Origin of the sequence: Streptomyces sp. NPDC005722, from assembly GCF_040630935.1 — a bacterium.
Classification (GTDB): domain Bacteria; phylum Actinomycetota; class Actinomycetes; order Streptomycetales; family Streptomycetaceae; genus Actinacidiphila.
On sequence record NZ_JBEXYN010000029.1, the window covers coordinates 53,854 to 78,851 of the forward strand.

Genomic DNA, 24,998 nt, shown 5'->3' on the forward strand with positions numbered 1-24,998 from the left:
GCGCGCTCTGTTCGGCGCGCGGGCGAGGCGGGACGCTCGGCCCATGCGCCCATCGACAGCGAATCCCGCTTCCCGGTTGTTGCCGTTCCTCCTCCTGGCGGTCGCCGCGTCCGCCGACTGGGCCGCCTGGCTGGGCTGGGACCGGCACCGTGACGTGCGGCCCGACGGCACCGTGACCGGTCCCTACGAGGCCTGGCAGGTCGCAGGACTGGTTCTGACCCTGCTGGTACTCGTGTGCTGGGCCGCGTCCCGCGGCCTCGTCACGGCCGCCGTGCTCGGCACCACGCTCGGGCTGACCGTCGCCGCCTTCGTCGACTGGTCGGACGACTCCAGCGGCCTCTTCGTGGTCGGCGTCGGCATGGTCCTCGCCGGGAGCCTCGTCGTGACGGCCGTCGTCGCCAAGGTGGTCGCCTCCGTGACGGGAGGCGGACGAGGGACGGGGGTGTGAGGGGTGGTGGTGCCCACGGTCCCAGAATTCACCGGAACGACCTTGTAATGAAAACATCCCCGGTCCTAGTCTCCGAACAGGAAGGCGATGGGGAGGGCGAGATGGGGACGACGGGTTCCGCTCCCGCGGACACGCGGATGATGGGGATCGTGCACGGCGCGCTGCGCCGCGACCTGGAGCGCACGCGGACGGTGCTGGCCTCCGCGCCGTATCCGGGACTGCGGCAGGGGAGCGCGCTCGGCCGGCACGTCGTGTGGCTGATGGAGTTCCTGCACGCGCACCACACCGGTGAGGACGACGGCCTGTGGCCGCTGGTGCTCGAACGCGACCCGGCGGCCGGGCCGCTGCTGGAGTCCCTGGACGCCGACCACCGCCGGATCACCCCGGCGGCCGTGACCGTGACGGACGCGGCGCGGCGGTACGCGGAGACGGCCTCGGAGGAGGCGCGCGTCAGACTCCTCGCCGCGCTGGACTCGTTGACGGCCGTCCTCGTTCCGCACCTGGAGCGTGAGGTCGCCGAGGCCATGCCGGTCGTCTCGGCCGCCCTCACCCAGGACGACTGGCACGCCTGGGACCAGCGGTACAACGTCAAGTCCAAGTCGTTCACGCAGCTCGGCATCGAGGGGCACTGGCTGCTCGACGACATCGACCCCGAAGGGCACCGGATCGTGGTCCGCCTGGTGCCGCCCGTCCCGCGCTTCATCCTGCTGTACGGCTTCGCCCGCGCCTACCGGCGCCGGCGCGCGGAATGGTGGCGCCCGCAGGGTGCCGCGGCGAACGGGACGGCGCGTTCATGACGGAGGAGGCACCCCGGGCGCGGCGCACCTACCGCTCGCCGCGACGGGAGCAACAGGCCGGGGAGACACGGGCCGTCGTGCTGGCCGCGGCCGTCCGGCTGTTCGGCGAGCGCGGCTGGGCGGCCACCGGGATGCGCGACGTCGCCCGCGAGGCCGGGGTGTCGGTCGAGACGGTGTACGCGGGCTTCCGGTCCAAGGGCGAACTGCTGATGGCCGCGCTCGACGTCGCCGTCGTCGGCGACGCGCGCCCCGAAACGCTCGCCGAACGCCCGGAGTTCGCCGGGCTCGCGGCCGGGACGCGGCAGGAGCGGATCGCCGCCGCCGCGCGACTGGTCACCGCGATCCACCGGCGCACCGCCGGTGTGCACCTCGCGCTGCGTGAGGCCGCCGCCTCGAACGACGACCTGGCCGAGAAGCTGCGGGACAACCAGCGCCGCCGCCGCATCAGCATCGAGCAGGGCATGACCCTCGTCACGGGGCGCGCGGTGACCCCGCAGGAGCTGGACGGGGTGTGGGCGGTCCTCGGCGTCGAGGTCTACCAGCTGCTGACCGGGCTCTCCGGCTGGACGCCGCAGCAGTACGAACAGTGGGCGGCCGGTGTCATCGACCGGCTGCTCGACACGGACGACGACGGGGCACGGCACCGAGGGGGAGAAGCATGAGGCACGACGAGAGCGGCAACGGTGACGGCGGGAACGACCGGCCGGAGCGGGGCGTCGCCCGGACGTGCCGCAGCGAGGTGGTCGTCGACGCGCCGGCCGAGGCGGTGTGGCGCGTCGTCGCGGACGTCACCCGGAACAGCGAGTGGAGCCACGAGTGCCACCGGGTCGGCCGGCTGCGGGGGGCGACCACGGCGGCGACGGGCGTCCGCTTCCGCGGGTACAACCGGTCGGGGCTGATGCGCTGGAGCCGGGTCTGCGAGGTGGTGGCGTTCGAGGCCCCACGCCTGATCACCTGGCGCACGATCCCCTCACCGCTGTTCCCCGACAGCACCGACTGGACCATCGAACTGGAGCCGGCCGGCGCGGGGACGCGGGTGGTGCAGACCTACCGCATGCGGAGCACGCCCCGCTGGTTCCGGTGGCTCGTGGGCAGGCTGGTCCCGGCCCACCTCGACCGCAGCGGTGACCTCACGGGCGACCTGCGCCGCCTCGGGACGATCGCCGCCCGCGACGCCCACGCCGCCGCGCCCCGCCCCTGAGACGCGGCCGGCCCCGCCCGGCCTGGGCTCGGGTTCTTGCGGGGGCCGGTCGGGGGCGGCGGGGGCCGCACGGTTGCCGAATGGTGAGGTCGTGGGTCGGGCCGGGCTACCGGTCGAGCCCTGTGTGCGAGGGCCGGGGTGTGCCGTCGGCCCCGGGCCGGCTCGCGTTCGCCCGGAGGGGCGGGCGTCGTCTCGCCGGGCGTCGGCCCCGTACGGCCCCGCACGGGCCCGCGGGGCTCGGTCGGTGTCTGCGGGGCGCCGCACGGCTCCCGAGAGGTGAGGTCCCGGGCCCGGGCTACCGGCTGAGCCCTGTGCGCGAAGGCCTGTGACGTGCGGCGGCCCCGGACCGAGCCCCGTGGCGCCGTGGTTCCCGACGAGAGGCCCCGGCTTCGGGTGCCCGTCCGACAGGCGGCGGCACCGGCCCTGCCGTCCTGTCGGCGCGCACAACTGGCGGGTCGCCTCTACGGCGAGCGCGTCCCCCGCACCGACCGTAATGACGCGTACCAGGTGCCCGGGTGACGGGCGCGGCCGCGGGATCGCGGGCAGTCCGACGTCGAGCGTTTCGCCGTCCGCCGGGCCGACCGCACCACGTCGACGACGCCGTCGAGCCGGGCGCGGGCGGCGGCAGCCCCTCCTCGGGCGCCGCGCAGCGCGCCTACCGGGGCGTCCGGATCGCGAACACCCCGATCGTGGCCAGCATGAGGACGACCCAGGCGAACCACACCCAGCCGTTGGGGCCGAGTGCGACCGTGTAGGCGGTCACGGCGACCAGACACGCCACCGTGCACGTGATCATCGCCTTCGCAGGTGTGGGCATGGACGGCTCCTCCCCGGGGCCGCGGGGCGGCGGCCCGGACTCCATGGTCCCGCCGCCGCCCGCCGTGCGCTACCAGTCGCCGTCGGTGACCTGTCCCTCGTCGCCCAATTGCTTCAGCTGACCCGGATGCGGTGCCACCCAAGGCGACTCGTCCTCGCCGAGCCAGTCACCGACCGGCTTCACCTGGGTGAGTGTGCCCGGCGCCGCCAGGTCCTCGGCGTCGGCGTCGTAGTAGTCGAACCAGGGCAGCCCGGCGGCGGTGTACGCGGCGCGGTTCACCGGGGAGGGAGGCGCCGGCTCGCCGGTGATGCGGCGCCATTCCGGCACCGTCGTGAGGTGGACGAATACCCGGCCCGAGGGCTCCGCACGCCAGTCGGAGGGCTTGCGGTCGTCCCGGTAGACCTCCTGCCGCATCCGGCCGCCCGCGCCCAGCCCCATGGAGACGGGGGAGCGCTTGGCGCCTCCGCCCCCTCCGCCCGGACGCGGCGCGCTCCCCGGGGCCGGCGGCGGAGCGGCCGCCGGGGCGGCCATCGGCATGGCGCCCGGCGCACCGCTGTAGCCGCTGAAGGCCGCGCGACGGGTGCTCTCCCGGCGCCGCTGCTCCGCCCGCCACGCCGCGAGTTGCTCCTCGCCGAGTTCGGTCACCTGCAACTGCACCCCGCCCCAGACCTCCTCGCCGCTGACCTGGCCCTCGACGGTCGCGCCCAGGCCCAGCGGCACGGCCACGAACTGCCGGATCGTCCCGGAGCCGGAGTTGATGCCGTCCAGCCACGGCTGCCGCGGCAGTACGACGTAGTTCTGCGTGTCCTGCGACAGCCGGTCGTTCCACGGCCGCCCCGACACCGCGCACACCTTGCCGACGCCCACCTGGAGCGCGGCCGGCGCGGAGGCCGAGAAGCTGAGCCACATGGCCTCGCGCTGGTAGACGGGGAGCATCACGCCGCCCCGCGCGAGCCACTCCTGGGGCGCGGTGCCGGGGTGGTCCGACACCCGGCGCAGCGGGAAGGTGCCGAGCCCGGGTGGGAGCGGGTGCGTCCCCGTCTCCGGCAGCCGCAGCGTGCGCATGAAGCGCACCGTGACGCCGCCCGGCAACTGCAGTGCGTCGCCCGATATCCGTACCTGGTCGCCCATCACGGGCCTCCCTTCGCGGCGGGCGGCCCCGTCAGCCGCGACCCCGTGCCTCCAAGGATGCCAAGTACGCGTTGTAGGCTGCCAGTTCCGCGTCGCCGTCGCGGTCCGCGGCGCGGTCCTTGCGACGGGCCTGGCGCTGGTCGGAGGTGTACCACTGGATCAGCAGCGCCACCAGGACGATCACCGACGGGATCTCGCTGAACGCCCACGCGATGCCGCCGGCCGCGGTCTGGTCGTCCAGCGCGTCGATCCCCAGCGAGGCGGGCGGGTGCTGGAAGGCGCCGATCATCGGCTCGCTCGCCATCATCAGGGCGATGCCGAAGAAGGCGTGGAACGGCATCCCGGCGAACAGCTCCAGGATCCGCATCACATGGCTCGGCCGGCTCGGTCCCGGGTCCACGCCCATGATCGGCCAGAAGAAGACCAGGCCCACGGCGAGGAAGTGGGCCATCATCGCGATGTGTCCGGGCCGGCTGCCCATGAGGGTGTCGAACAGCGGGGTGAAGTAGAGCCCGTACAGGCTGGCGATGAAGAGCGGGATGGTGAACGCCGGATGCGTGATCACCCGCAGGTAGCGGCTGTGCAGCAGCGCCACCAGCAGCTCACGCGGGCCCCTGCGGCCGCGTCCCGCCGTCGGCAGCGCCCGCAGCGTCAGCGTCACCGGGGCGCCCAGCAGCAGGAGGATGGGCGAGACCATGCTGACGACCATGTGCTGCACCATGTGGACGCTGAACATGGCCATGCCGTAGTCGTTCAGCGCGGTGCACATCACCAGGGCGATGGAGAGCACCCCGGCGACGAAGGCGACGACCCGGCCGGCCGGCCAGCGGTCACCGCGCCGCCACAGCCGTACGACCCCCCAGCCGTAGAGCACGAGCGCGAGCACGCAGCCGGCCAGGAAGACCGGATCCCCGCTGAACTCGAGCCCGCGGCCGAGGGTGAACGGCGGGAGCTCCGTCGTCATCCCGTGTCCGCCGTGGTCCATCCGTCACTCTCCTGTCGCGCCTGCCGCACGCACTCCGCCGTCGGCAATGTGCCGGTTGGGGCGGGTGCGCCCGCACCAGACTAGAACCGCCCCCGGCCGTGCTCGCGACCGGGGGCGGTTCCAGGAACGTGATCAGCGCGTCACAGCACGCACTCGGCCTCGACGTAGCGCTCGGCCGGGACGGTCTTGAGGTGCTCGACGGCCTCGGACAGCGGGACCAGCGTGATGTCGGTGCCGCGCAGCGCCGTCATCATGCCGAAGTCGCCGTTGTGCGCGGCCTCGACGGCGTGCCAGCCGAAGCGGGTGGCCAGCACCCGGTCGTAGGCGGTGGGGGTGCCGCCGCGCTGCACGTGGCCGAGGATGACCGGGCGGGCCTCCTTGCCCAGCCGCTCCTCCAGCTCGATCGAGAGCCGGGTGGCGATGCCGGTGAAGCGCTCGTGCCCGTAGACGTCCTTGACGCCGGACTCGAAGTCCATCGTGCCCTCGCGCGGCTTCGCGCCCTCGGAGACCACGACGATCGCGAACTTCTTGCCCGCCGAGAAGCGCTCGCCGACCATCCTGGTCAGCTCGCCGATGTCGAAGGGGCGCTCCGGGACGACGATCGCGTGCGCGCCGGCCGCCATGCCGGAGTGCAGGGCGATCCAGCCGGTGTGCCGCCCCATGACCTCGACGATGAGCACGCGCTGGTGCGACTCGGCGGTGGTCTTCAGGCGGTCCAGTGCCTCGGTGGCCACCGTGACGGCGGTGTCGAAGCCGAAGGTGACGTCGGTGGAGGCGATGTCGTTGTCGATCGTCTTGGGCACGCCCACGATCGGCAGGCCGTTGTCGGACAGGAGCCGGGCGGCCTTGAGGGTGCCCTCGCCGCCGATCGGGATGATCGCGTCGAGACCGAGGTCGGCGACGTGGCCCCTGGCCCGCTCGACGCCGTCCCGCAGGTGCTCGGGGCGCACCCGGGAGGAGCCGAGGATGGTGCCGCCGCGGGCCAGGATGCCGCCGACCGCGTCCAGGTCGAGCTTGCGGTAGTCGCACTCGAGGAGACCCTTCCACCCGTCGTGGAAGCCTATGACCTCGTCCCCGTGGTCGACGACCGCGCGGTGCACGACCGACCGGATGACGGCGTTGAGCCCGGGGCAGTCGCCGCCGCTCGTCAGCACACCAATACGCATTTGCTGGTTACTCCTGAATGATCGATCCGGGCGCCGGACCTCGTCGTCCGGATGGACCCGCGGCTACGCGCACCGCTGGTGCCTACGTTATCGAGCCGGGCGCGGGCGGCGGAAACGCCGCCCGCAGTGCGGACACCACCCGGCCCCGGCCCCGTCGTCCCCCGGTCCGGCCCGCGACGCTGCGGGCCTCAGGCCGGCTGGGTCGCCGCCGCGATGCGTTCCGCGCGCAGCGCCTCGTACCACTGGTCGTCGACCGGCGGCAGCGCCCTGACGTCCATCGCGAGCTTGATCAGCATGTCCGCGATCTGCGGGTTGCGGGCCATGACGGGGCCGTGCATGTAGGTGCCGAAGACGGTCTCGTTGTACGCGCCCTCGGTCCCGTCGCCGGTTCCGTTGCCGTTGCCGAAGCGGGTCCGGGCCAGCGGGCGGGCCGCCTTGCCGACGTGCGTGACGCCCTGGTGGTTCTCGAAGCCGGTCAGCGGGGGCAGGCCGAGCTCGGGGTCGATGTCGGCCAGCACGTCGCCGACGCAGCGCGCGCCCTCGCCGCGGACGCTGACCACGTCCAGCAGGCCCAGGCCCGGCTCGGGGCGGCCGAGGTCGTTGACGAACTCGTTGCCGATGATCTGGTAGCCGGCGCACACCGAGAAGACGATCGCGCCGTTGTCGACCGCGCGGTTCAGCCCGCCGTCGCGGCGCAGCCGCTCGGCGGCCAGCCGCTGCGGGCGGTCCTCGCCGCCGCCGATCAGGTAGATGTCGCCCGAGGTCGGGATCGGCTGGTCGGACCGCACGTCGATCCGGGTGACCGGCACCCGCCGCTGGCGGGCCCGGCGCTCGGTGACCAGGACGTTGCCCTGGTCACCGTAGGTGCTCAGCAGGTCGGGGTAGACCCACACCAGACGCAGGCTGGAGTCGCTCACAGCGTGTTCTCCTGTCGAAACGGGTCTTCGGTCAGTTGCCGACGCGGCGGCGGAGGTCCTGGAATGCGGTGTAGTTGGCGATGGCCTCGATCCGGCCGGCCGGCGAGGAGCCGACCGCCTCGTCGAAGTCCCGGCACACCTCGAACTGCAGCCCCGCAACCTCCAGGCGGACCGCGAGGTCCAGCTTGCGGTCGCCGACGACCCGGATCGGGTGCCCCGCCAGGCGCGTGTAGTCCACGTCCCAGAGCCACGAGGTGTCCGTGCCGTCCGCCGACCGGGCGTTGACGGAGAGGATCACCGGGGTGGGCGGCCCGTCGATCAGGGAGAAGGTCTCCAGCCAGCCGGCCGGGTTCTTCGCCAGCAGCAACCGTACGTCACGGCCCTGGAACTGCACCACGTCGTAGCGGCCGGCCACGGCCTGCACCTTGTACATCCGCTCCAGGGCGACCTTGGGGTCGACCCCGAAGGCGGCCGCCGCGGCGGCGGACACGGCGGCGTTGGACTTGTTGGCCCGGCCGGGCAGCTGCAGCTGGATCGGCCACGCGGACCCGTACGGGTCGATCACGTGGTCGCCGGAGAGCGCCCAGGTCGGCGTCGGGCGGCGGAAACCGCACTCGCCGCAGAACCAGTCCTCGGCGGGCCGCTGCAGGACACCGCCGCACGAGGGGCAGGACCAGGCGTCGTCCTTCCACTCCTGACCGGCCGCGACCCACACCACGGTCGGGCAGGAGGAGGCGGCCCAGGTGATCAGCGGGTCGTCGGCGTTGGCGATGACGACGGCGTCGGAACCGGCCAGGCCCTCGCGCCACTTCTCGGCGAGCATGCGGGTCTCGGCGGCGCGGTCCAGCTGGTCGCGCGAGAGGTTGAGCAGGGCGATCGCCTTGGGCTTGACGTCCCGGGCCACGCCGGCCAGGTACTTCTCGTCGACCTCGATCACTCCGTAGCGGGCCTCGGACCCGCCGGCGAGCGCCGAGGTGATGCCGGCCGGCATGTTGGCGCCCAGGGCGTTGGAGACGACCTCGCCGTTGGCGCGCAGCGCCTCGGCGAGCAGCCGCGTCGTGGTGGTCTTGCCGTTGGTGGCCGAAACGAGCACGACGTCGAGATGGGTCGCCAGCCGGGCCAGCAGATCAGGGTCGAGTTTCAGCGCCACCCGGCCGCCGATCACCGATCCGCTGCCGCGTCCCGCCGCCCGCGACACCGCCGCCGCGGCCTTGCCCGCCGTCACGGCCAGCTTCGCCCGCGGCGACAGTGGCTCTGCGTTGCCTGCCATCGTCTCCACATCCTCCTCGCGTCCGGCCCCGCTCGCTCCCCGGCCGTCGGCCGGGGGGCGCGCCCCGGGCCGTTGCACCGGCCGGAAGGCATCGGTCGCCGATCAGCCTATCCACTTCCCCCACCGGCGCTGAAACGAGCCGCCCCCGTACGCTGACCGGCATGCGACACGCCCCCATCCCCGGCAGCTCCGGGACCGTCCGCCCGATGCGGCTGCTGGGTGATCCCGGGCTCCGGGAACCCTGCCGTGACGTGACCGTCTTCGACGCCGAACTCGCCTCCCTCGTAGAGGACTTGTTCGCCACGATGTACGCGCACGACGGGGTGGGGCTGGCCGCGAACCAGATCGGCGTACCGCTGCGGGTGTTCGTCTTCGACTGCCCGGACGACGAGGACGTCCGGCACCTCGGGTACATCGTCAACCCCCGCGTCGTCCACAACGACGGGGTCGTGGTCTCCGGTGAGGAGGGCTGCCTGTCGCTGCCGGGCGTCCACGCGGGCACCGCCCGGCACGACGAGACCGTCGTCGAGGGCGTCGACGGGGACGGCCGGCCGGTGCGCATCGAGGGCACCGGATTCTTCGCCCGCTGCCTCCAGCACGAGTGCGACCACCTGGGCGGCGGCCTGTTCGTCGACCGGCTCACCGGCCTGCGCCGCCGCCGCGCGCTGCGCGCCGTCCGCCGTGCCCCCTGGGCGCCCGGCACGGGCGCTTCCCAGGGGGACTGACACGTCCTGAAGGCGCGTCCTACAGGCGCGGTGCGCCCGGGCGGTCGCCGACGGCGGCGAGGCGGCCCCACAGCAGGTCGGCGAGGTGCCGGACGAGGGCGTCACGGGCGACGGGGCGCTCGCCCAGCCACCAGTCCCCGGCCGCGTGCATCATCCCGACGATGCCGTGCCCCCACACCCTGGCCGCCACCTGGCCCTCCGGGCCGAGGGCGAGCCGCTCGGCGATGACGTCGGCCAGCTCCTCGCCCATCCGGCGCAGCACGGGGGCGGAGTGGCGGCCGATGTCGAAACCGCGGTCGGCGTCCGGGGCGTGCTCGGCGGGGTGCATCAGGAAGCGGTAGACCTGCGGCCGGGCCTCGATGGCCGCGAGGTAGGCGTCGAGCGTGGCCTCCACGCGGTCGCGGCGCTCGTTGGGCGCGTCGAGCGCGGCGCGCAGGTTGGCGAGCAGGGCGTCGGTGTGCCGTTTGGCCAGGGCTCGGTAAAGACCGCTCTTGTCGCCGAAGTGGCGGTACAGGATGGGCTTGGTGATGCCCGCCTCCGCGGCGATGGCGTTCATGGACGCCTCGGGGCCGTCCCGCAGCACGACGCGTTCCGCGGCCTCGAGGAGTTCCTTGCGTCGCTCCTCCGCCGCGGATGTCGTCCGCTGCTCCGTCCGCTGGCTGGTGTCCACACGAGCCTCCCCGCCCGTTCGAATTTCCCCGCGCCTGCGCAACGTAACACCCCCGGTCCGGTTGACATCCCTTACCGACCGGTAACACACTGTGGGTTACCGTAAGTAACAAGCACGTGGAGGGGACGATGGGCGACTTCTCGCTCGAGCTCGGCGACGACCAGAAATCGGTGCGTGACTGGATCCACGGCTTCGCGGCCGACGTCATGCGCCCGGCCGCGGCGGAGTGGGACGAGCGCGAGGAGACCCCCTGGCCGGTGATCCAGGAGGCCGCCAAGATCGGACTCTACTCGCTCGACTTCTACGCCCAGCAGTACTTCGACCCCACCGGCCTCGGCATCCCGATCGCCATGGAGGAACTCTTCTGGGGCGACGCCGGCATCGGCCTGTCCATCGTCGGCACCGGACTGGCCGCCGTCGGCGTGCTGGCCAACGGCACCGACGAGCAGATCGGCACCTGGATCCCGCAGATGTACGGCGACGTCAACGACGTGAAGGTGGCCGCCTTCTGCTCCTCCGAGCCCGACGCCGGCTCCGACGTCGGCTCGATGCGCACCACCGCCGTGTACGACGGCGCCAAGGACGAGTGGGTCCTCAACGGCACCAAGACCTGGGCGACCAACGGCGGCATAGCCAACGTCCACGTCGTCGTCGCCGTCGTCGACCCGGAACTCGGCTCCAAGGGCCACGCCTCCTTCATCGTGCCGCCGAACACCCCCGGGCTGTCCCAGGGGCAGAAGTTCAAGAAGCACGGCATCCGCGCCTCGCACACCGCCGAGGTCGTCCTCGACGACGTCCGCGTCCCGGGCAGCTGCCTGCTCGGCGGCAAGGAGAAGCTCGACGAGCGCCTCGCGCGCGCCCGCGAACGCGCCCGGGGCGGCGAGCGGGTGAAGAACGCCGCCATGGCCACCTTCGAGGCCTCCCGCCCCGCCGTCGGCGCGATGGCGGTGGGCACGGCCAGGGCCGCGTACGAGGTCGCCCTCGACTACGCCATGACCCGCACCCAGTTCGGCCGCCCCATCATCGACAACCAGGGCGTCGCCTTCCAGTTGGCCGACATGCGCACCCAGGTCGACGCGGCCCGTCTGCTGGTCTGGCGCGCCTCCTGGATGGCGGTCTCGGGCAAACCCTTCGGCTCGGCCGAGGGATCGATGTCGAAGCTGTACGCGAGCGAGACGGCGAAGAAGGTCACCGCCCAGGCGATCCAGATCCTCGGCGGCAACGGCTTCACCCGTGAGTACCCGGTGGAACGCATGCACCGGGACGCCGCCATCTACACCATCTTCGAGGGCACCAGCGAGATCCAGCGGCTCGTCATCGCCCGCACCCTGTCGGGCATGCCCATCCGCTGACCCCGCCCCGCCCCTCCACCGCCCTCTTCTTCCCCGGCCCGCCCGGGCACCGCGGACGACCGCCGGTGCCCGGACCGGGTGGGGCCTCACCGCGCCGCCCGGCCGAGGCCGGTCCGGCGGAGGCGGGCCGACGTCCGCCGCCGCGTCTCCCGCGACACCATCGCCCGCCGTTCGCGCTCCGTCGTACCGCCCCAGACGCCTTCCACCTGGCCGGCGTCCAGGGCCCACTGCAGGCACTTCTCCACCACGGGGCAGCGGCGGCACACCGCCTTGGCCTGGTCGATCTGCCCGTGCGTCAGGGAGCCGGTCCCCACCGGGAAGAACACCTCCGGGTCCTCGTACCGGCACCGGGAACTCTGCCGCCAGTCCATCCTGCGTCTCCTCGTTCGTGTGGCAGTCGGTGTGCGCCACGGGCGCGGATCCGAGCCTGCGTCCCTCACCCGGTTCCGCGGTCGGCCGGCGCGTCGCCGTCGGCACCGGAACGAGCGGCGTTCCTCACGTGACGGGGAACGGCGGTGGCGCGGGACCGCGAGCCGAGGAAGGCGGCGATCTTGTCCGGACTCCAGACCCACATCAGCCGGTGGATGCCCTCCGGTGACACGGCCAGGTTCAGGAACGTCAGGGGTTTGCCGTTCCTGAACGTCATCGCTCCGGAAAGCCCGTTGGCCTCGAGGAACCGCATGTCGTCGCCGCTCCAGAATCCCGGGTTGGCGGTGACCAGGTTCGTCACCCGCTCGGGACCGACGACGGGGACGCGGGCGGCACCGCGAATTCCGTTCCCGTCGGAAAGGCTGACGACATCCGGTGCGAGCAGCGTCTGCAGCGTGGCGAGATCGCCGGTTTGCGCCGCCGAGACGAAAGCCTCGAGAAGACGCCGATGTTCCGCGGTGTCGACGGTCTCCCTCTGCTCGGCTTCCAGGTGTTTCCGCGCCCGGCTGATGATCTTCCGTACATTGACCACGGAAAGCTGGAGTATCTCCGCTATCTCGGCGTATTCGTAATGGAAGGCCTCACGGAGCACGTACGTCGCGCGCTCCGCCGGGGTCAGTCTCTCGAGCACCAGCAGCAGTGCGAGTTCCAGCGCTTCCGCGCGCTCCGCGCCCACGTACGGGTCGGCACCGGTGTCGACGGGTTCGGGCAGCCACGGCCCGATGTAGGTCTCGCGGCGTACCCGCGCGGACTGTCCGACGTTGATGGCGAGACGGGTCGTGACGGTGGTCAGGAAGGCCGACGGATTGTTCACCGCCGAGCGGTCGGTCTTCTGCCAGCGCATCCACACTTCCTGGACGACGTCCTCCGCCTCGACGGCACTGCCCAGCATGCGGTACGCGATACCGAAGAGACGTGGCTGCAGTTCCACGAAAACCGAAACGGCCTGCTCAAGGGTATTCGTCTGGGGGGACGTCTCAACACACATGGTTCTGTTGTCTCCGTTCCTCCCGTCGCGCAGTCCGGCCACGCGACCAGGTGCCTACCGTTCGTCACACGCAGCTTCGGGAGCCTGCTTCACCGCATGTCGCCGGAATACCGTCGAAGCGCCGTCGCGGTTGCGTATCGCAGTGCTCGTTGAGTTGCGTCGGATTCGGCAGTCACCGGAAGTCACGGCCTGCCCCCATCGCATCCATGTGATAGACCGACGAAGACCCGGGCCTGTGACAGGACGGCCGGACATGTACCTTTCCTTCGATTCACGGCATTCGGACGCTCTGATGGCCATACGTCCGTCGATGTCAGTCGACATGGGCCCGGCGGTGGCGTTGCCGGATCGAACCCCCGGGCCGGTTCCATGCGCGTAGTTTGTCGGGATTGAGTACGGACCAGACGTGTGTCACGTGGTCGCCGGTGATGCCGAGACTGATGACCGCGGCCACCTGGTGGTCGTAGCGTGCGACCAGACCGCTGCGTCCGTTGACCGCCTGGGTGGTGAGCACCGTGCGGGGGCGCGGTGCCAGCAGGGTCAGCAGGCTGCGGGCGACGTACTCGGCGCCGTACGCCGGCCGCACCAGAGCGCGGACCTTGCCGCCGCCGTCGAAGAACGCCGTGGCGTCGGGGGCGAGCAGGGACGCCAGGCGTGCCGCGTCATCCGCCGCACATGCCTGCCGGACCGCATGCGCGATCGCGTCGTGCTCCGCCGGCGTGCCGGCACGTGACCGCTGGAGCGCGAGTGCCACGAGTGCCGCCGGGGCGTGGCCCGCCACGTCCGCCACGTCCGTGCCGGTGGGGATGAGCGCCGGACCGTTCGCCCGGCGCCCGTCCGGATCGGCGGGCCAGGCCAGGCAGATCTCCCGGGCGACCTTGGTCAGCCAGGAACGGGGTGCCCGGATGTCGATCCGTGCCGCGTCGGACAAGCCGTACCAGCGACGGTAGGTCTCGTCGACGACGCTCTCCGCCTGACTGCCGCTGCCCAGCATCCAGTAGGCGACGTCCAGCAGATGCCGCCGCTCGTCGATCAGTTCGCCGATCGGCACCGTCTCACGTGCATGATCCATGGAGCACCCTCCCTCCCGCGGCACGCGGCGCCCCGCCGCGATGCCACGGCACCGGTGCCCGGCCGGTGTTCCGTGGAGACTGCGACCAGCACGTTTCCTCGATGGCGGGCAGTGGCCTGGGCAACGTCGAGGACGAAGGTTCTCGCACGGGGCTCTCTTCTTTTCCGTCGGGCTTCTCACGGGTTGACAGCTTGACCGGAGATCGACATACGGTGTGACACCGTCTTCGGAATGCCGCGGACGATGGGACGCGCGTCGGTTCTCCCGGCAGGGCCGGTTCACCGGACCGGGCGGGACCCGGCGGGACCGGGCGGGTGGGGGCTGCGCGCTCGGCACAGCCCCCACCCGCGCCCTCGTCGCCGCCGGTCGCGCCGCGGCAACCTTCCTCGGGCGTGCCGGACGGCCCGGCTCAAAGCCCCGTCAGTGAGCGGGAGTTCCGCTGCGGCTGGACGATATCCGGCGCGAGATCCACCGGACCGTGCGGCGCGGAAGGTGACGCGTGAACCAGATCAGCAGCCGGTAGCGGAAACTCGGCATGGAGATCACGCGACCGCGGCGGACGTCCCGCAGCGACGTCTCGACCAGGCGGTCGGCGTCGAGCCAGAGGAACTCCGGAATGCTCGACGACCGGATTCCGGCGCGTTCGTGGAATTCGGTGCGAACCCACCCCGGACACAGGGCCGTCACGGTCACGCCCGTGCCGTGCAGCTCGTTCGCCAGCCCTTCGGTGAGCGAGGTCACGAAGGCCTTCACGGCCGAATAGCTTCCCATCGTCACGAAGCCGGCCGTGCTCGACACGTTGACGATCGCGCCGCGTCCCCGCTCCCGCATGGCCCGCCCGGCGGCGCCGGACAGCACCAGCACCGCACGGGCCATGACCTCGACGGCCCGGTCGTGCGGGGCGGTGTCCGCGGAGGTCACCGGCGCGTGCACGCCGAAACCGGCGTTGTTCACGAGCATCCCGACCGGACGGGCCGGGTCCTGCAGCCGTGCCGCGACACGCTCGACGTCGGCGCGGTCGGACAGGTCGGCGGGCAGCACCTCCACGGAGCGGCCCCGGGCCTCGAGCTCGGCCCGCATCAGGCCCAGCCGGTCCTTGTCCCGCGCCACCAGGACCAGGTCCCAGCCGCGGTCCGCCAGCGCACGTGCGAACGCGGCGCCGATGCCCGACGTCCCACCGGTGATCAGTGCGATTCCCATGCGCACAACGGTAGGTGGCATGGAAACACACGCGACACCGGGTGTTGTCGGCCCACGTCGAAACAGGCCTTCCGGAGCCAGTTTTCGCTGGTCGAAGACGGTGCGAAGGCAATCAAGAGGTCCCGGCGCCGGCCGGTTCTCCGCGACGGCGAAGTACAGCGTGTCACAGGAAGGGTCCGGGAGGTGTCTTCAAAGGGGAGCACATCGGGTGCTGCCCGGAAGCGCGGTCACCGGGAACAAGGGATCGCGACGGCTCACGGAGGGCCGGTCCCGGCGGGAATTCCAGGTGATCGAGGAGGTACGGCACAGTGAGGGACAAGGATTCGACAACCGGATTCGACGTGCGGGAGTTCGCCCGCACGGCGCACGGAAGTCACCGCGCGACGCTCGACCTCGCGTCGTTCTCCGACGAGCCGCTCGACGGGGAATCGGTGCGCCTCGTCCGGGCGCTGCGCGACATCGAGGGTGCGACCCTGCACCGTGTCCGGGACCTGCTCGTCACGGCGACGCACAAGGACGCGCGGGTCACCGCCTTCCTCACCACCTGGATGTTCGAGCGGTTCTGGATCGCCGACGCCCTCGACGCGGTCCTGGAGAGTTCCCCCGCCGCCCGCGACCTCCCTCCGAGCACGGGTCCGGCACGGTGGGCACTGGCGGAGCGCCGTGAGCGCCGCGGCCCGATCCGCCGTTCCCTCATCGCCAACATCACGGGTCCGGACGTCGTCGCGGAACACGTCACGACGGGACTCGTGGACGAGTGGATCAGCTGTGCGGCCTACCGGCGGCTGGCCGAGGCCTCTCCGGCGATGGCGTCCGTGGTCGCCCCGGTCATGGAGATCAAGCAACGCCACATCTCCTTCCTCGCCGAGGAGGCCGAGCGGCGGCTGCGCCGTTCCGCCCGGGCCCGGCGCATCACCCGCCGGGCCCTGCGGTCCGCCGCGTGGCCGCTCGGTTCGGTCGCCCGCTCACGACACGAGCGCACCTTCTTCGAACGCCGTGTCTTCGGTGACCGCAGCGGACGGGCCGAGGCGGGCCGTATCCGCGCGATGGTCGCCGCGCTCCCCGGCATCGGCACCGATGTCGCATCCACCGTGGAATCGAGGCTCCTCCCATGACAGCGCGCAGTGCGACGACCGAACTCGGGTCCGCCCACGTCCTGTTGACCGGTGCCACCGGCTTCGTCGGGCAGGCCGTGCTGGAGCGGCTGCTCAGCGACCACCCCGCCACCCGCATCGCGCTCCTCGTACGGGGCAAGGGCAGCCAGACCGGGCAGGACCGGTTGCGGCACCTGCTGCGCAAGCCGGTGTTCAAGCGCTGGCGGGACGCCGTGGGAGCCGAGGCGGCCGAACGTGCCGTCCGTGAGCGGATCACGGTGCTCGACGGCAGCATGACCAGCGTCCCCGAGCTGCCGTCCGACCTCGACGTCGTCATCCACTCGGCGTCCACGGTCTCCTTCGACCCGCCCATCCACGAGGCGTTCGACACCAACGTCAACGGCACCGTCAGCCTCTACCAGGCCCTGCTCGCCTCCGGATCGGACCCGCACGTCGTCCACGTGTCGACCTGCTACGTCGGCGGACTGCGCCGCGGCGCGGTGCCCGAGGCCAGGCTCGAGCACGACGTCGACTGGCGCGTGGAATGGCGCTCGGCCGCGCAGGCGCACGAGCGCACCGAGCTCACCTCACGGGAGCCGGCGATGCTGGAGCGCTTCATGTCCCGGGCCCGCGGGCGCCACGGCAAGGTCGGCCCGACCGCGGCCGCCCGCGCGAGCGAGGACGGGCGGTGCGAGTGGGTCCGTTCCCAACTCGTCGACGCCGGCCGGCGTCGTGCGCAGAGCCTGGGCTGGACCGACGTGTACACCCTGACGAAGGCTCTCGCCGAACGGGCCGCGGAGGAACTGTGGGGCGAGGCCGGGCACCGGCTGTCGGTGGTCCGTCCCTCGATCATCGAGAGCGCCCTGCGGCATCCGTTCCCCGGCTGGATCGACGGCTTCAAGGTCGCCGACCCGCTGATCTTCGCCTACGGCCGCGGCCAGCTGCCGGAGTTCCCGGGCCTGCCCGACTCGATCCTGGACGTCATCCCCGTCGACTTCGTCGTCAACGCCATCCTCGCCGCGGCGGCCAACCCGGCCCCCGCGGACGCCCCCGCGTACTTCCAGGTCGCCTCCGGCGCCTCGAACCCGCTGCCCTTCCACCGCATGTTCGGCAACGTGCGGGAGTACTACACGCAGCATCCGATGCCGAAGGGCGACGGCTTCGTCGAGGTGCCGGACTGGAAGTTCGCCGGCGAACGCAAGTTCAGCCGCGGGCTGCTGCTGGCGAGGAAGAAGGCCGACGTGACGGACCTCGCCCTGCGGCTGATGCCGAACAGCGACCGCAGGAACGAACTCGCGACCGCCAACACCAAACTGCGGGCCGACCTCGCCACCCTCGGCAACTTCACGGACCTGTACCGCGCGTACGCACAGAGCGAGATCATCTTCGACGACCGCAACACGCGGGCGCTGCACGACGCCCTCCCCGCCGAGGCGCGCGAGGACCGCGGCTTCGACGTCAAGGGCATCGACTGGGAGGAGTACCTGCAGAAGGTGCACCTCCCCGCCATCGACGAACTGACGGCGGCCTACCGGCGGCGGAAGGAGAGCCGGCAGCCGAGCGCCGGCACGCGACGCGAACTGCCGCAGCGCACGGACGTGCTCGCCGTCTTCGACCTCGAACGGACGGTCGTCGACTCCAACATCGTCGAGCAGTACCTGTGGATCAGCACCCTGGGCCTTCGCAAGTCGGTCTGGGCCGCGGAAGCCGCGGACCTGCTCGCCTCGCTGCCCGGCTACCTGCGGGCCGAGAAGCGCGACCGCGGCGAGTTCATCCGTTCCTTCCTGCGCCGCTACCGCGGCCTGCCCGTCGCCCGTCTCGAGGAGATCGTGCAGCGCGGCTACGCCGGCATGATGCTGCGGCGGACGAGCGCCGCGGCGGTCGAGCGCATCCGTGAGCACCGTGCCGCGGGTCACCGCACCGTCCTGGTCACCGGCTCCATCGGGCTGCTCGCCGCGCCGATAGCCGGCCTGTTCGACGAGGTCGTCGGCAGTTCGATGCACGAGAGGGACGGCGTGCTCACCGGCTACCTGGCCAAGCCGCCGCTCGTCGACGAGGCACGGGCCGCGTGGCTCGTGCAGTACGCCAAGGACGGGGGCTACGACCTCGGCGCGTCCTACGGCTACGGCGACAGCCATTCCGACCTCGCGTGGCTGTCCCTGCTGGGCAAGCCCTCGGCGATCAACCCCGATGCCGCGCTGGCACGTGAGTCGCACCAGAGGAACTGGAACGTCTACCGCTGGAAGTGCGGGCCGGGCGTGCACCACGACGCCGTCACGGCGGGGGCGGCCCGTGCGGCGCGCCCCCGGAGGACGACCTAGGACCTCGTCCCGCGCGGGCGGAACGGCCACGGACGCCGCGGCACGGCGCCCCGGGGGCTGCCGGCGGGCCCGGCCCGCCCTGCGCCCGCACCCGCGCCCGCGTCCGGGCCCGAACCCGGTCCCGGCCAACGACTTCGGAACGTGCAAGGAAAGAACGTCTCATGGCTTTCGACATCGACAAGTACACCAAGACCTCCGCCGCCGTGCAGTGGTCCGACCTCGACTTCGACGAGTTCGAGCGGAATCCGCTGCCCGAGGAGACACTCCGCACGCTGCGCTACATGTGTGACATCGAGTACCACACGGTGTGCTACCTGCGTGATCTGCTGACGACGCCCTCCCACAACGAGCCCGCGGTCGGCGCCTTCATGACGATGTGGAACCGCGAGGAGTTCTGGCACGGCGAGGCGCTCGCGGCCGTGCTGGCGCGCCACGGCATCGTCGTCGACTTCGACGCGCTCAAGGCGACGCGCCTGAAGCTCAGTTGGAAGGACCGCCTGGGGACCGTGCAGCAGACGCTCGTGAGCCGGCTCGTCGGACACGACTTCGTGGCCGTGCACATGGCGTGGGGAGCCGCGAACGAATGGTCGGCGAACGCGGCCTACCACCGGCTCGCGGCACTCGAGAGCCACCCGGTGCTGACGCCCCTGCTGCAGCGGATCGCCCAGCAGGAGACCCGGCACGTCGCGTTCTACGCGTCGCAGGCGCGCGACCGTCTCGCGGCCAGCAAGAAGGCCCGTGTGATCGCCCGCATGGCGCTCGAGAAGGCGTGGGGGCCCGTCGGCTCGGGCGTCATGCCCGAGAGCGAGGTCAAGCACGTCATGACGCACCTCTTCGCCGGCCCCGAGGGGCGCAAGCTCATCCGTGACATCGACTCCCACATCGCGAAACTGCCAGGCATGGACGGCCTGCGCATCGTCGAGGAGTCCATGGACCAGCGCGGCATCGCCGCATGAGCCCCGCCCCGGGACGCGTCCGTCCCCGCGCCGTCGCCGGACGGCACGCGACGCCGCGCCGGAGCCACGGGCACGCCACCCGGCGTGCGAAGTCACCCAGCCGAACAGGAAGGCAGACGATGCCCGCGAGAACGCGCGACCGTTTCACCTCCCGCTCCCTCGCCGTGGCCCGATTCGTGGCGCAGCGGGGGCTCTTGAAGGCCGTCGTCTGGAGCGAGACGAGCGTGACGGTCCTCGGACGGGAGCGCCTGAGGGACGTCGGGGGCCCCTACGTCGTCGTCGCCAACCACACCTCGCACCTGGACACCCCGCTCATCATGGGGGCGCTGCCCCGCCGGCTGGCGCGGCACCTGGCGGTCGGGGCCGCCGCCGACTACTTCTTCGACGTGTGGTGGCGCCGGGGCCTGACCGCCCTGTTCTTCAACGCCTTCCCCGTCGACCGGACCGGCACCAACCCGCGCCGCGTCAGCGCCCGGTCGCTGCTCGACCGCGGAGTGCCGTTGCTGATCTTCCCCGAAGGCACCCGGTCGCGCGACGGATCACTGGGTTCCTTCAAACCGGGAGCCGCCGCGCTCGCCTCCTCGACCGAGGTGCCGGTGCTGGCCGCCGCGATCGTCGGCGCGCACACGGTGCACCCTTGCGGATCGAAGTGGCCCAAACGCGGCAGGCTCCCGGTGACGGTCGTCTTCGGCGACCCGCTGACCGCCCTGCCGGGGGAGGGGGTCGGCGAGTTCTCCGAACGCATCCGCTCGGCCGTGGTCAAGCTGGCCGAGGAGCACACCGCCCCGGGCCTCCCCGTGCTCGTCGCCCCGCACCACCACGCCGCAGCCGAAGGAGAGCGCCCGTGACCGCCGAATCGACCCGCCGCACCGGGGCACCGCGCGCCGGTGAGGTGAAGCACATGAAGTGGTGGGGCTGGGGCGTCGAAGGCGTCGGCTTCCACCACGAGGACAAGCCCGGTTTCGCGCCGTTCGTACGTGCGGCCGTCGGTCTCGACCTCCGGGCGGGCAAGCTCGCGGAACAGCCCGAACTCTCGGAGTTGAAGGTGCCGGACTCGCGGGCACCGGAGGAGTTCGTCGCGCTCCTGCGTGACGTCGTCGGGGCGGAGAACGTCGTCACCGACGACCTGTCGCGGGTGGTGCACACCTACGGCAAGAGCCTGCGCGACCTCGTCCGCGTCAGGGCGGGCGAGTTCGCGCGCACGCCCGACGTCGTCGTCTACCCGGCCGACGAGGCCGAGGTCCAGGCGGTGGTCGACGCGGCCGTCGGGTCGGACGCCGTCATCATCCCCTTCGGGGGCGGCAGCAACATCGCCGGCAGCCTCGAACCGCACGCCGGGGAGTCACGGGTGGTCGTCTCACTCGATCTCGGCCGCCTGAACCGGGTGCTCGAGATCGACGCGGACTCCGGACTCGCGCGCGTCCAGGCGGGAGCCCTGGGGCCGGACCTGGAGTCGCAACTGAACCGGCAGGGCTGGACGATGGGGCACTTCCCCGACTCGTTCACCCACTCGACGCTCGGAGGCTGGGTCGCGACGCGCTCGTCCGGAATGCAGTCGGACAAGTACGGCGACATCGCGGACATCGTCAAGGGCCTGCGCGTGGTGCGGGCCGGCGGGGTCCTGGTGATCCGCGCCGTTCCGAGCGCGTCGACCGGGCCGAGCGTGCGGGAGATGGTGGTCGGCTCGGAGGGGCGGCTCGGCGTCATCACCGAGGTCACCGCGCAGATCCACCGGCTCCCCGAAGCACGCGGCATCTACGCCTACTTCTTCAAGGACCTCGACCACGGCCTCGCCGCCATGCAGGCGATCGCCGAGAGCGACGCCTCGCCCTCCGTCACCCGCGTCTCGGACGCGCACGAGACGGGCTTCTCGCTGGCCACCAGCAAGGGGTCCAAGGGGGTCGCCAAGATGCTGCAGGCCGGCCTCATGGCCTACCTCAAGAAGCGCGGTTGGAACCTCGACGAGATGTGCCTGTCGTTCATCGGTTTCGAGGGCGGCACGGCGCACGCCAAGCGGCAGAAGTCCATCGTCGACCGGATCGTGCGCCGGCACCAGGGCATCGGCGTCGGCAAGGGACCCGGTGCCCTCTACGACCAGAAGAAGTTCGACACGCCGTACATTCGCGACTTCCTGCTCGACCACGGCGCCGCCGGCGACGTGAGCGAGACCGCCGCTCCCTGGTCGCGGCTCCGCGACCTCCACGCCGCGGTCTACGAGGCGGCCGACGAGGCCTACGAGGAGATCGGCCGCAGGGGCTGGATCATGTCGCACCTTTCGCACTCGTACCACTCGGGTGCCTGTCTCTACTTCACGTTCGCCTTCGTGCTGGGCGACGACCCGCTCGGCGAGTACGACACGGTCAAGCGCGCGATCCAGCAGGCGTTCGCCGACACCGGCGGCACCGTCTCGCACCACCACGGCGTGGGCCTGGAGCACGCGCCCTGGCTGGAGGAGGACATCTCCCCGCAGGGCGTCGCGGTGATGTCGGGACTCTTCGACGCCGCCGACCCGGGAGGCAACTTCAACCCGCGCAAGATCGTGCTCTGACCGCGGCCGTGCCGGTGCCTCAGTCAGGGGCATCGGTGGGGCCGGGGGAGGGCGGCGTCCCGTGGAGGTTCGCCAGCGCCTCGGCGATCTTTCCCCGGCTGGTGATGCCCAGGCGGGGATAGATCCGGTACAGATGGGCTCCCACGGTGCGGTGCGAGATGAACAGACGCTGTCCGATCTCGCGGTTGCTCAGTCCCTTCGAGGCCAGGACCGCTATCTGCATCTCCTGGGCGGACAACTGCTCCGCGCTGTTCGCGCGCCGCCGGCCGCTCGACTCGCCGGCGGCGCGCAGCTGCTCGCGGGCCGTCCGGGCCCAGGTCTCCGCGCCGATCCGGTCGAATTCGTCGCGGGCGACGCGCAGCGGGGTCCGGGCGTCCACGTGGCGGCGCTGCCGGCGCAGCCACCGGCCGTGGTGCAGGTGCAGCCGGGCGCGGGCCGGCGCCCAGCCGGCGGGCATCGCCGCGAGGGCCTCGGCGTAGCGCTGCTCCGCCGTCTCGTCGGGAGCCAGCACCGCCGCGGTGTAGGCGTGCGCCACCACCATCATCTCCGAGGGCAGTCGCCGGGCCAGTTCCGGCAGCCGCGCCATCACCTCCCGGGCGTCCTCGACGGTGCCCGCCGCGACGGCGGCGTCCGCCAGGTCGGGGGCGAGCAACCAGCGGCTCACCGAGTGGTGGTGCGGGTCGGCGGGGTCGAAGGCGCGCGCGAGGAGTTCGTAGGCCTCGGTGGTACGGCCGTCGGAGAGCGCGAGCAGGCCGTCGACCTGCTGCGCCATCACCGCGGCGAACGGCATTCCCGGGAACAGGCGGTGGTTCCGCAGTTCCCTGATCGTCCGCGCCGCGGTCTCCGTCTCGCCGCGCAGTGCCGCCAGCAGCGCGGACGTCGCCTTCAGACCCAGCCAGACGATCCACTCCCCGGTCTCCTCGGCCAGGACGAGCCCCTCGCCGCATTCCTGCCGCGCCCGGTCGAACTGACCGAGGTACAACCGTGGCCAACTGCCCGCCAGCGCACGGGCGAGCAGCCCGAGCCGGCCCTGCGAACGCCACACCGCGGCCGCCAGCGCCAGGTAGCGCGCGGCCCGGCTGCAGTCACCCATGACCATGGCGCCGCTGCCCAGGTAGTGCAGGACCCGGCCGTCCGCCCGGTCCGGCTCGAAGCCGTCCAGCCGCGCGAGCACCTCCGCCCCGTGACGGTACGGTTCGGTGTACGCCCGCACCGTCAGCACGAGGGGCGTGTCCGGGTCGGGGTTCCACCGCTTCAGCTCGGCGGTGGCCTCGGCGCGCACCTCCGCGTCGCCGTCCTGGAAGAAGCACCTTGCGGCGGCGCGCCACAGCAGGTCCTCCGCTATGTCCGCGGCGCCCGCGTCGTTGGCCCCGGCCGCGGCCGTGACCATGTCCTGGATCCGCCGGTGCGGTTCGTCCGGTTCGAAGGCGGCCTTGTCGGAGACGAGCAGCAGACGCGCGCGTTCCAGCGGGCCGACGGCGCGCATGTCCGCCCGGTCCAGCAGCATCTGTGTGTGGACGCGGTCGTTGACCTCGCTGGACAGCTCGGCCGCCCGGATCAGCAGGCCCGTCCGGCGGTGGGCGTCGTGGACCAGGTCGGCCGCCTGGCGCAGCGCCGGGACGGCGGCGGCCGGCTTGCCCGCGGCCTGCAACGCGTCGGCGAAGTGCTCCAGCCGGTCAGCCAGTTCGTCGTCCGGACCGATCGCGGACGCGGCCTGGTGGGCGAGTTGCCGGTCGGGCGTGTCCGCCATCACCGCGGCGAGGGCGCGATGGGTGGCCAGCCGGTCGGTGACCGACGCCCGCGTGTAGATCGCCGAGCGCATGAGGGGATGGCGGAACTCCAGGGCACGGCCGACCAGGGTGACCAGACCCGCGTCGATCGCCTCCTGGAGCGCGTCCGGGGAAACGGGCGAGTCGGTCAGGTGCGTGGCGACCTTCAGCAGCCTCCCCATGGGCGCTGTCGGTTCGGCCGCCAGCGCCAGGAGGAGCGCCCGGCACTCGCGGCTCGCCGAATCGGTACGCGCCGCGAACGCGATCTCCAGTCGCCGGGTCAGCGGCAGGTCGTCCGTGTGGGCCGGCGGCATGTCCTCCAGGGCCTTGGGCAGTTCGATCAGGGCCAGCGGATTGCCCGCGGCGCGCTCCAGGACGAGCGTCCGCAGCCGGGCGGGCAGCCGGGGTGCGCCGGCGTCGAGGAGTTCGGCGGCGGCCTCCCGGCCCAGAGGCTCCAGATGGACGTCCGGAGGCGTGGCGGGGTCCGGCCGGAACGTGTCCGACGTGCGGACCCGTGCGGCGGCGACGATCAGTATCGGCAGATCACGGGTTCGCCGGGCGAGGAACCTGAGCACGTCCTTCGTGGACGCATCGATCCACTGCAGGTCGTCCACGAGCAGCAGCAGCGGCTGCCGGTCGGCGGAATCGGCGAGCAGTTCCAGCACGGCCAGTGCGACGTGGAAGACCTGCGGCTCGGTCTCCGCGGAGCCGAACGCGCGGCCCAGGGTCTCGCGGTGCGCGGGCGACAGGTCCTCGATGCCGCGGACGGCCGGCTGCAGGAGCAGCTGCAGCGCGGCGAAGGGCAGCCACTGCTCGGTCTCCACCCCTGAGGTGCGCAGGATCCGGAAACCACCCTCGGCGGCCTCCGCGCCGAGGGCACGGAGCAGAGCCGACTTCCCGACGCCGGCGGTGCCGTGGATCAGGAACGCCGTACCGCTGCCGGCCGCCGTCTCCGCCAGCAGCGCGCGCAGCTTCCGCAGCTCCTCGTCCCGGCCGATCACCGCGTGCGGACTCATGCCGGCCCGTTCCCGGCCGCCGGCGTCCTGGACCCGGTGCCGCCGTCCGCCCCGTGCTGCCCGCCGGCCCGCCTTCGGGCGGTCGCCGGCAGTGCGCGTACAGGGCTGAACATGCGGAGCTTCCTC

At 72.3% G+C, this 24,998-nt stretch carries 23 protein-coding genes; 11 read left to right on the forward strand and 12 right to left on the reverse strand.

Going from position 1 to position 24,998, the window contains the following annotated elements; genetic code table 11:
- Positions 1-43: 43 nt before the first annotated feature.
- The 4 genes from ABZ479_RS28315 to ABZ479_RS28330 all read left to right on the forward strand — a co-directional run bounded on the left by ABZ479_RS28315 (position 44) and on the right by ABZ479_RS28330 (position 2,446).
- Positions 44-448: a hypothetical protein gene (locus tag ABZ479_RS28315; RefSeq protein ID WP_500464194.1), complete on the forward strand. Its 405-nt coding sequence runs from the start codon at positions 44-46 to the stop codon at positions 446-448.
- Positions 449-549: 101 nt separating this feature from the next.
- Positions 550-1,245 carry a hemerythrin domain-containing protein gene (locus ABZ479_RS28320; RefSeq protein WP_500464195.1) on the forward strand — a complete coding sequence of 232 codons (696 nt, stop codon included), beginning with the start codon at positions 550-552 and terminating at the stop codon, positions 1,243-1,245.
- Positions 1,242-1,907 (forward strand): TetR/AcrR family transcriptional regulator, encoded by a 666-nt coding sequence (locus tag ABZ479_RS28325; protein ID WP_500464196.1) that lies wholly within the window; start codon positions 1,242-1,244, stop codon positions 1,905-1,907. Before ABZ479_RS28320 ends, ABZ479_RS28325 begins: the two co-directional genes overlap by 4 nt.
- Complete coding sequence (locus ABZ479_RS28330; RefSeq protein WP_500464197.1) at positions 1,904-2,446, forward strand: SRPBCC family protein; 543 nt, start codon at positions 1,904-1,906, stop codon at positions 2,444-2,446. The genes ABZ479_RS28325 and ABZ479_RS28330 overlap by 4 nt, the downstream gene beginning before the upstream one ends.
- A gap of 655 nt (positions 2,447-3,101) precedes the next feature.
- On the opposite strand, the gene ABZ479_RS28335 is transcribed toward ABZ479_RS28330, so the two are convergent.
- The 6 genes from ABZ479_RS28335 to ABZ479_RS28360 all read right to left on the reverse strand — a co-directional run bounded on the left by ABZ479_RS28335 (position 3,102) and on the right by ABZ479_RS28360 (position 8,732).
- Complete coding sequence (locus ABZ479_RS28335) at positions 3,102-3,263, reverse strand: hypothetical protein (RefSeq protein WP_499600674.1); 162 nt, start codon at positions 3,261-3,263, stop codon at positions 3,102-3,104.
- Between the two features lie 69 nt (positions 3,264-3,332).
- Positions 3,333-4,397 carry a hypothetical protein gene (locus ABZ479_RS28340; protein WP_500464198.1) on the reverse strand — a complete coding sequence of 355 codons (1,065 nt, stop codon included), beginning with the start codon at positions 4,395-4,397 and terminating at the stop codon, positions 3,333-3,335.
- A gap of 28 nt (positions 4,398-4,425) precedes the next feature.
- Positions 4,426-5,379 carry a cytochrome c oxidase assembly protein gene (locus ABZ479_RS28345; RefSeq protein WP_500464199.1) on the reverse strand — a complete coding sequence of 318 codons (954 nt, stop codon included), beginning with the start codon at positions 5,377-5,379 and terminating at the stop codon, positions 4,426-4,428.
- Positions 5,380-5,519: 140 nt separating this feature from the next.
- Complete coding sequence (locus ABZ479_RS28350; protein ID WP_500464200.1) at positions 5,520-6,545, reverse strand: 6-phosphofructokinase; 1,026 nt, start codon at positions 6,543-6,545, stop codon at positions 5,520-5,522.
- 188 nt (positions 6,546-6,733) lie between these two features.
- The gene (locus tag ABZ479_RS28355; protein WP_499600669.1) at positions 6,734-7,462 is read right to left on the reverse strand and encodes a type 1 glutamine amidotransferase; all 729 of its coding nucleotides are present in this window, start codon (positions 7,460-7,462) and stop codon (positions 6,734-6,736) included.
- A 31-nt stretch (positions 7,463-7,493) separates the two neighbouring features.
- A complete protein-coding gene (locus ABZ479_RS28360; protein ID WP_500464201.1) occupies positions 7,494-8,732 on the reverse strand; it encodes a MurT ligase domain-containing protein in 1,239 nt (412 codons plus the stop codon).
- Positions 8,733-8,893: 161 nt separating this feature from the next.
- On the opposite strand from ABZ479_RS28360, the gene def reads away from it, so the two are divergent.
- A complete protein-coding gene (def, locus tag ABZ479_RS28365) occupies positions 8,894-9,457 on the forward strand; it encodes a peptide deformylase (RefSeq protein ID WP_500464202.1) in 564 nt (187 codons plus the stop codon).
- A 19-nt stretch (positions 9,458-9,476) separates the two neighbouring features.
- On the opposite strand, the gene ABZ479_RS28370 is transcribed toward def, so the two are convergent.
- Entirely contained in the window at positions 9,477-10,127 is a 651-nt protein-coding gene (locus ABZ479_RS28370) for a TetR/AcrR family transcriptional regulator (protein WP_500464203.1), read from the reverse strand.
- A 128-nt stretch (positions 10,128-10,255) separates the two neighbouring features.
- On the opposite strand from ABZ479_RS28370, the gene ABZ479_RS28375 reads away from it, so the two are divergent.
- Positions 10,256-11,479 carry an acyl-CoA dehydrogenase family protein gene (locus ABZ479_RS28375; protein WP_500464204.1) on the forward strand — a complete coding sequence of 408 codons (1,224 nt, stop codon included), beginning with the start codon at positions 10,256-10,258 and terminating at the stop codon, positions 11,477-11,479.
- 86 nt (positions 11,480-11,565) lie between these two features.
- On the opposite strand, the gene ABZ479_RS28380 is transcribed toward ABZ479_RS28375, so the two are convergent.
- The 4 genes from ABZ479_RS28380 to ABZ479_RS28395 all read right to left on the reverse strand — a co-directional run bounded on the left by ABZ479_RS28380 (position 11,566) and on the right by ABZ479_RS28395 (position 15,168).
- Positions 11,566-11,850, reverse strand: coding sequence for a WhiB family transcriptional regulator (locus ABZ479_RS28380; protein ID WP_500464205.1), 285 nt, complete (start codon positions 11,848-11,850; stop codon positions 11,566-11,568).
- A gap of 65 nt (positions 11,851-11,915) precedes the next feature.
- The gene (locus tag ABZ479_RS28385) at positions 11,916-12,896 is read right to left on the reverse strand and encodes an RNA polymerase sigma-70 factor (protein WP_500464206.1); all 981 of its coding nucleotides are present in this window, start codon (positions 12,894-12,896) and stop codon (positions 11,916-11,918) included.
- 313 nt (positions 12,897-13,209) lie between these two features.
- A complete protein-coding gene (locus ABZ479_RS28390) occupies positions 13,210-13,968 on the reverse strand; it encodes a sigma-70 family RNA polymerase sigma factor family protein (protein ID WP_500464207.1) in 759 nt (252 codons plus the stop codon).
- 420 nt (positions 13,969-14,388) lie between these two features.
- The gene (locus ABZ479_RS28395; protein ID WP_500464208.1) at positions 14,389-15,168 is read right to left on the reverse strand and encodes an SDR family NAD(P)-dependent oxidoreductase; all 780 of its coding nucleotides are present in this window, start codon (positions 15,166-15,168) and stop codon (positions 14,389-14,391) included.
- 308 nt (positions 15,169-15,476) lie between these two features.
- On the opposite strand from ABZ479_RS28395, the gene ABZ479_RS28400 reads away from it, so the two are divergent.
- From ABZ479_RS28400 to ABZ479_RS28420, 5 genes are all read left to right on the forward strand, one after another.
- Positions 15,477-16,283 carry a hypothetical protein gene (locus ABZ479_RS28400; RefSeq protein ID WP_500464209.1) on the forward strand — a complete coding sequence of 269 codons (807 nt, stop codon included), beginning with the start codon at positions 15,477-15,479 and terminating at the stop codon, positions 16,281-16,283.
- A complete protein-coding gene (locus ABZ479_RS28405) occupies positions 16,280-18,583 on the forward strand; it encodes an SDR family oxidoreductase (RefSeq protein WP_500464210.1) in 2,304 nt (767 codons plus the stop codon). Before ABZ479_RS28400 ends, ABZ479_RS28405 begins: the two co-directional genes overlap by 4 nt.
- Positions 18,584-18,744: 161 nt before the next feature.
- Positions 18,745-19,539, forward strand: a complete 795-nt coding sequence (locus tag ABZ479_RS28410) for a ferritin-like domain-containing protein (RefSeq protein WP_500464211.1) — start codon at positions 18,745-18,747, stop codon at positions 19,537-19,539.
- Positions 19,540-19,658: 119 nt separating this feature from the next.
- A complete protein-coding gene (locus tag ABZ479_RS28415) occupies positions 19,659-20,387 on the forward strand; it encodes a lysophospholipid acyltransferase family protein (RefSeq protein ID WP_500464212.1) in 729 nt (242 codons plus the stop codon).
- Positions 20,384-22,087, forward strand: a complete 1,704-nt coding sequence (locus ABZ479_RS28420; RefSeq protein WP_500464213.1) for an FAD-binding oxidoreductase — start codon at positions 20,384-20,386, stop codon at positions 22,085-22,087. Before ABZ479_RS28415 ends, ABZ479_RS28420 begins: the two co-directional genes overlap by 4 nt.
- A 19-nt stretch (positions 22,088-22,106) precedes the next feature.
- On the opposite strand, the gene ABZ479_RS28425 is transcribed toward ABZ479_RS28420, so the two are convergent.
- Positions 22,107-24,872: an ATP-binding protein gene (locus ABZ479_RS28425; protein WP_500464214.1), complete on the reverse strand. Its 2,766-nt coding sequence runs from the start codon at positions 24,870-24,872 to the stop codon at positions 22,107-22,109.
- Positions 24,873-24,998 lie beyond the last annotated feature (126 nt).

Coding starts and splice junctions, on each gene's coding strand:
- ABZ479_RS28410 (WP_500464211.1), top strand. CDS start 18,745: ATGGCTTTCGACATCGACAAGTACACCAAGACCTCCGCCGCCGTGCAG.
- ABZ479_RS28325 (WP_500464196.1), top strand. CDS start 1,242: ATGACGGAGGAGGCACCCCGGGCGCGGCGCACCTACCGCTCGCCGCGA.
- ABZ479_RS28345 (WP_500464199.1), bottom strand. CDS start 5,379: ATGGACCACGGCGGACACGGGATGACGACGGAGCTCCCGCCGTTCACC.
- ABZ479_RS28395 (WP_500464208.1), bottom strand. CDS start 15,168: ATGGGAATCGCACTGATCACCGGTGGGACGTCGGGCATCGGCGCCGCG.
- ABZ479_RS28350 (WP_500464200.1), bottom strand. CDS start 6,545: ATGCGTATTGGTGTGCTGACGAGCGGCGGCGACTGCCCCGGGCTCAAC.
- ABZ479_RS28320 (WP_500464195.1), top strand. CDS start 550: ATGGGGACGACGGGTTCCGCTCCCGCGGACACGCGGATGATGGGGATC.
- ABZ479_RS28375 (WP_500464204.1), top strand. CDS start 10,256: ATGGGCGACTTCTCGCTCGAGCTCGGCGACGACCAGAAATCGGTGCGT.
- ABZ479_RS28360 (WP_500464201.1), bottom strand. CDS start 8,732: ATGGCAGGCAACGCAGAGCCACTGTCGCCGCGGGCGAAGCTGGCCGTG.
- ABZ479_RS28415 (WP_500464212.1), top strand. CDS start 19,659: ATGCCCGCGAGAACGCGCGACCGTTTCACCTCCCGCTCCCTCGCCGTG.
- def (WP_500464202.1), top strand. CDS start 8,894: ATGCGACACGCCCCCATCCCCGGCAGCTCCGGGACCGTCCGCCCGATG.
- ABZ479_RS28335 (WP_499600674.1), bottom strand. CDS start 3,263: ATGCCCACACCTGCGAAGGCGATGATCACGTGCACGGTGGCGTGTCTG.
- ABZ479_RS28405 (WP_500464210.1), top strand. CDS start 16,280: ATGACAGCGCGCAGTGCGACGACCGAACTCGGGTCCGCCCACGTCCTG.
- ABZ479_RS28315 (WP_500464194.1), top strand. CDS start 44: ATGCGCCCATCGACAGCGAATCCCGCTTCCCGGTTGTTGCCGTTCCTC.
- ABZ479_RS28425 (WP_500464214.1), bottom strand. CDS start 24,872: ATGAGTCCGCACGCGGTGATCGGCCGGGACGAGGAGCTGCGGAAGCTG.
- ABZ479_RS28380 (WP_500464205.1), bottom strand. CDS start 11,850: ATGGACTGGCGGCAGAGTTCCCGGTGCCGGTACGAGGACCCGGAGGTG.
- ABZ479_RS28390 (WP_500464207.1), bottom strand. CDS start 13,968: ATGGATCATGCACGTGAGACGGTGCCGATCGGCGAACTGATCGACGAG.
- ABZ479_RS28330 (WP_500464197.1), top strand. CDS start 1,904: ATGAGGCACGACGAGAGCGGCAACGGTGACGGCGGGAACGACCGGCCG.
- ABZ479_RS28385 (WP_500464206.1), bottom strand. CDS start 12,896: ATGTGTGTTGAGACGTCCCCCCAGACGAATACCCTTGAGCAGGCCGTT.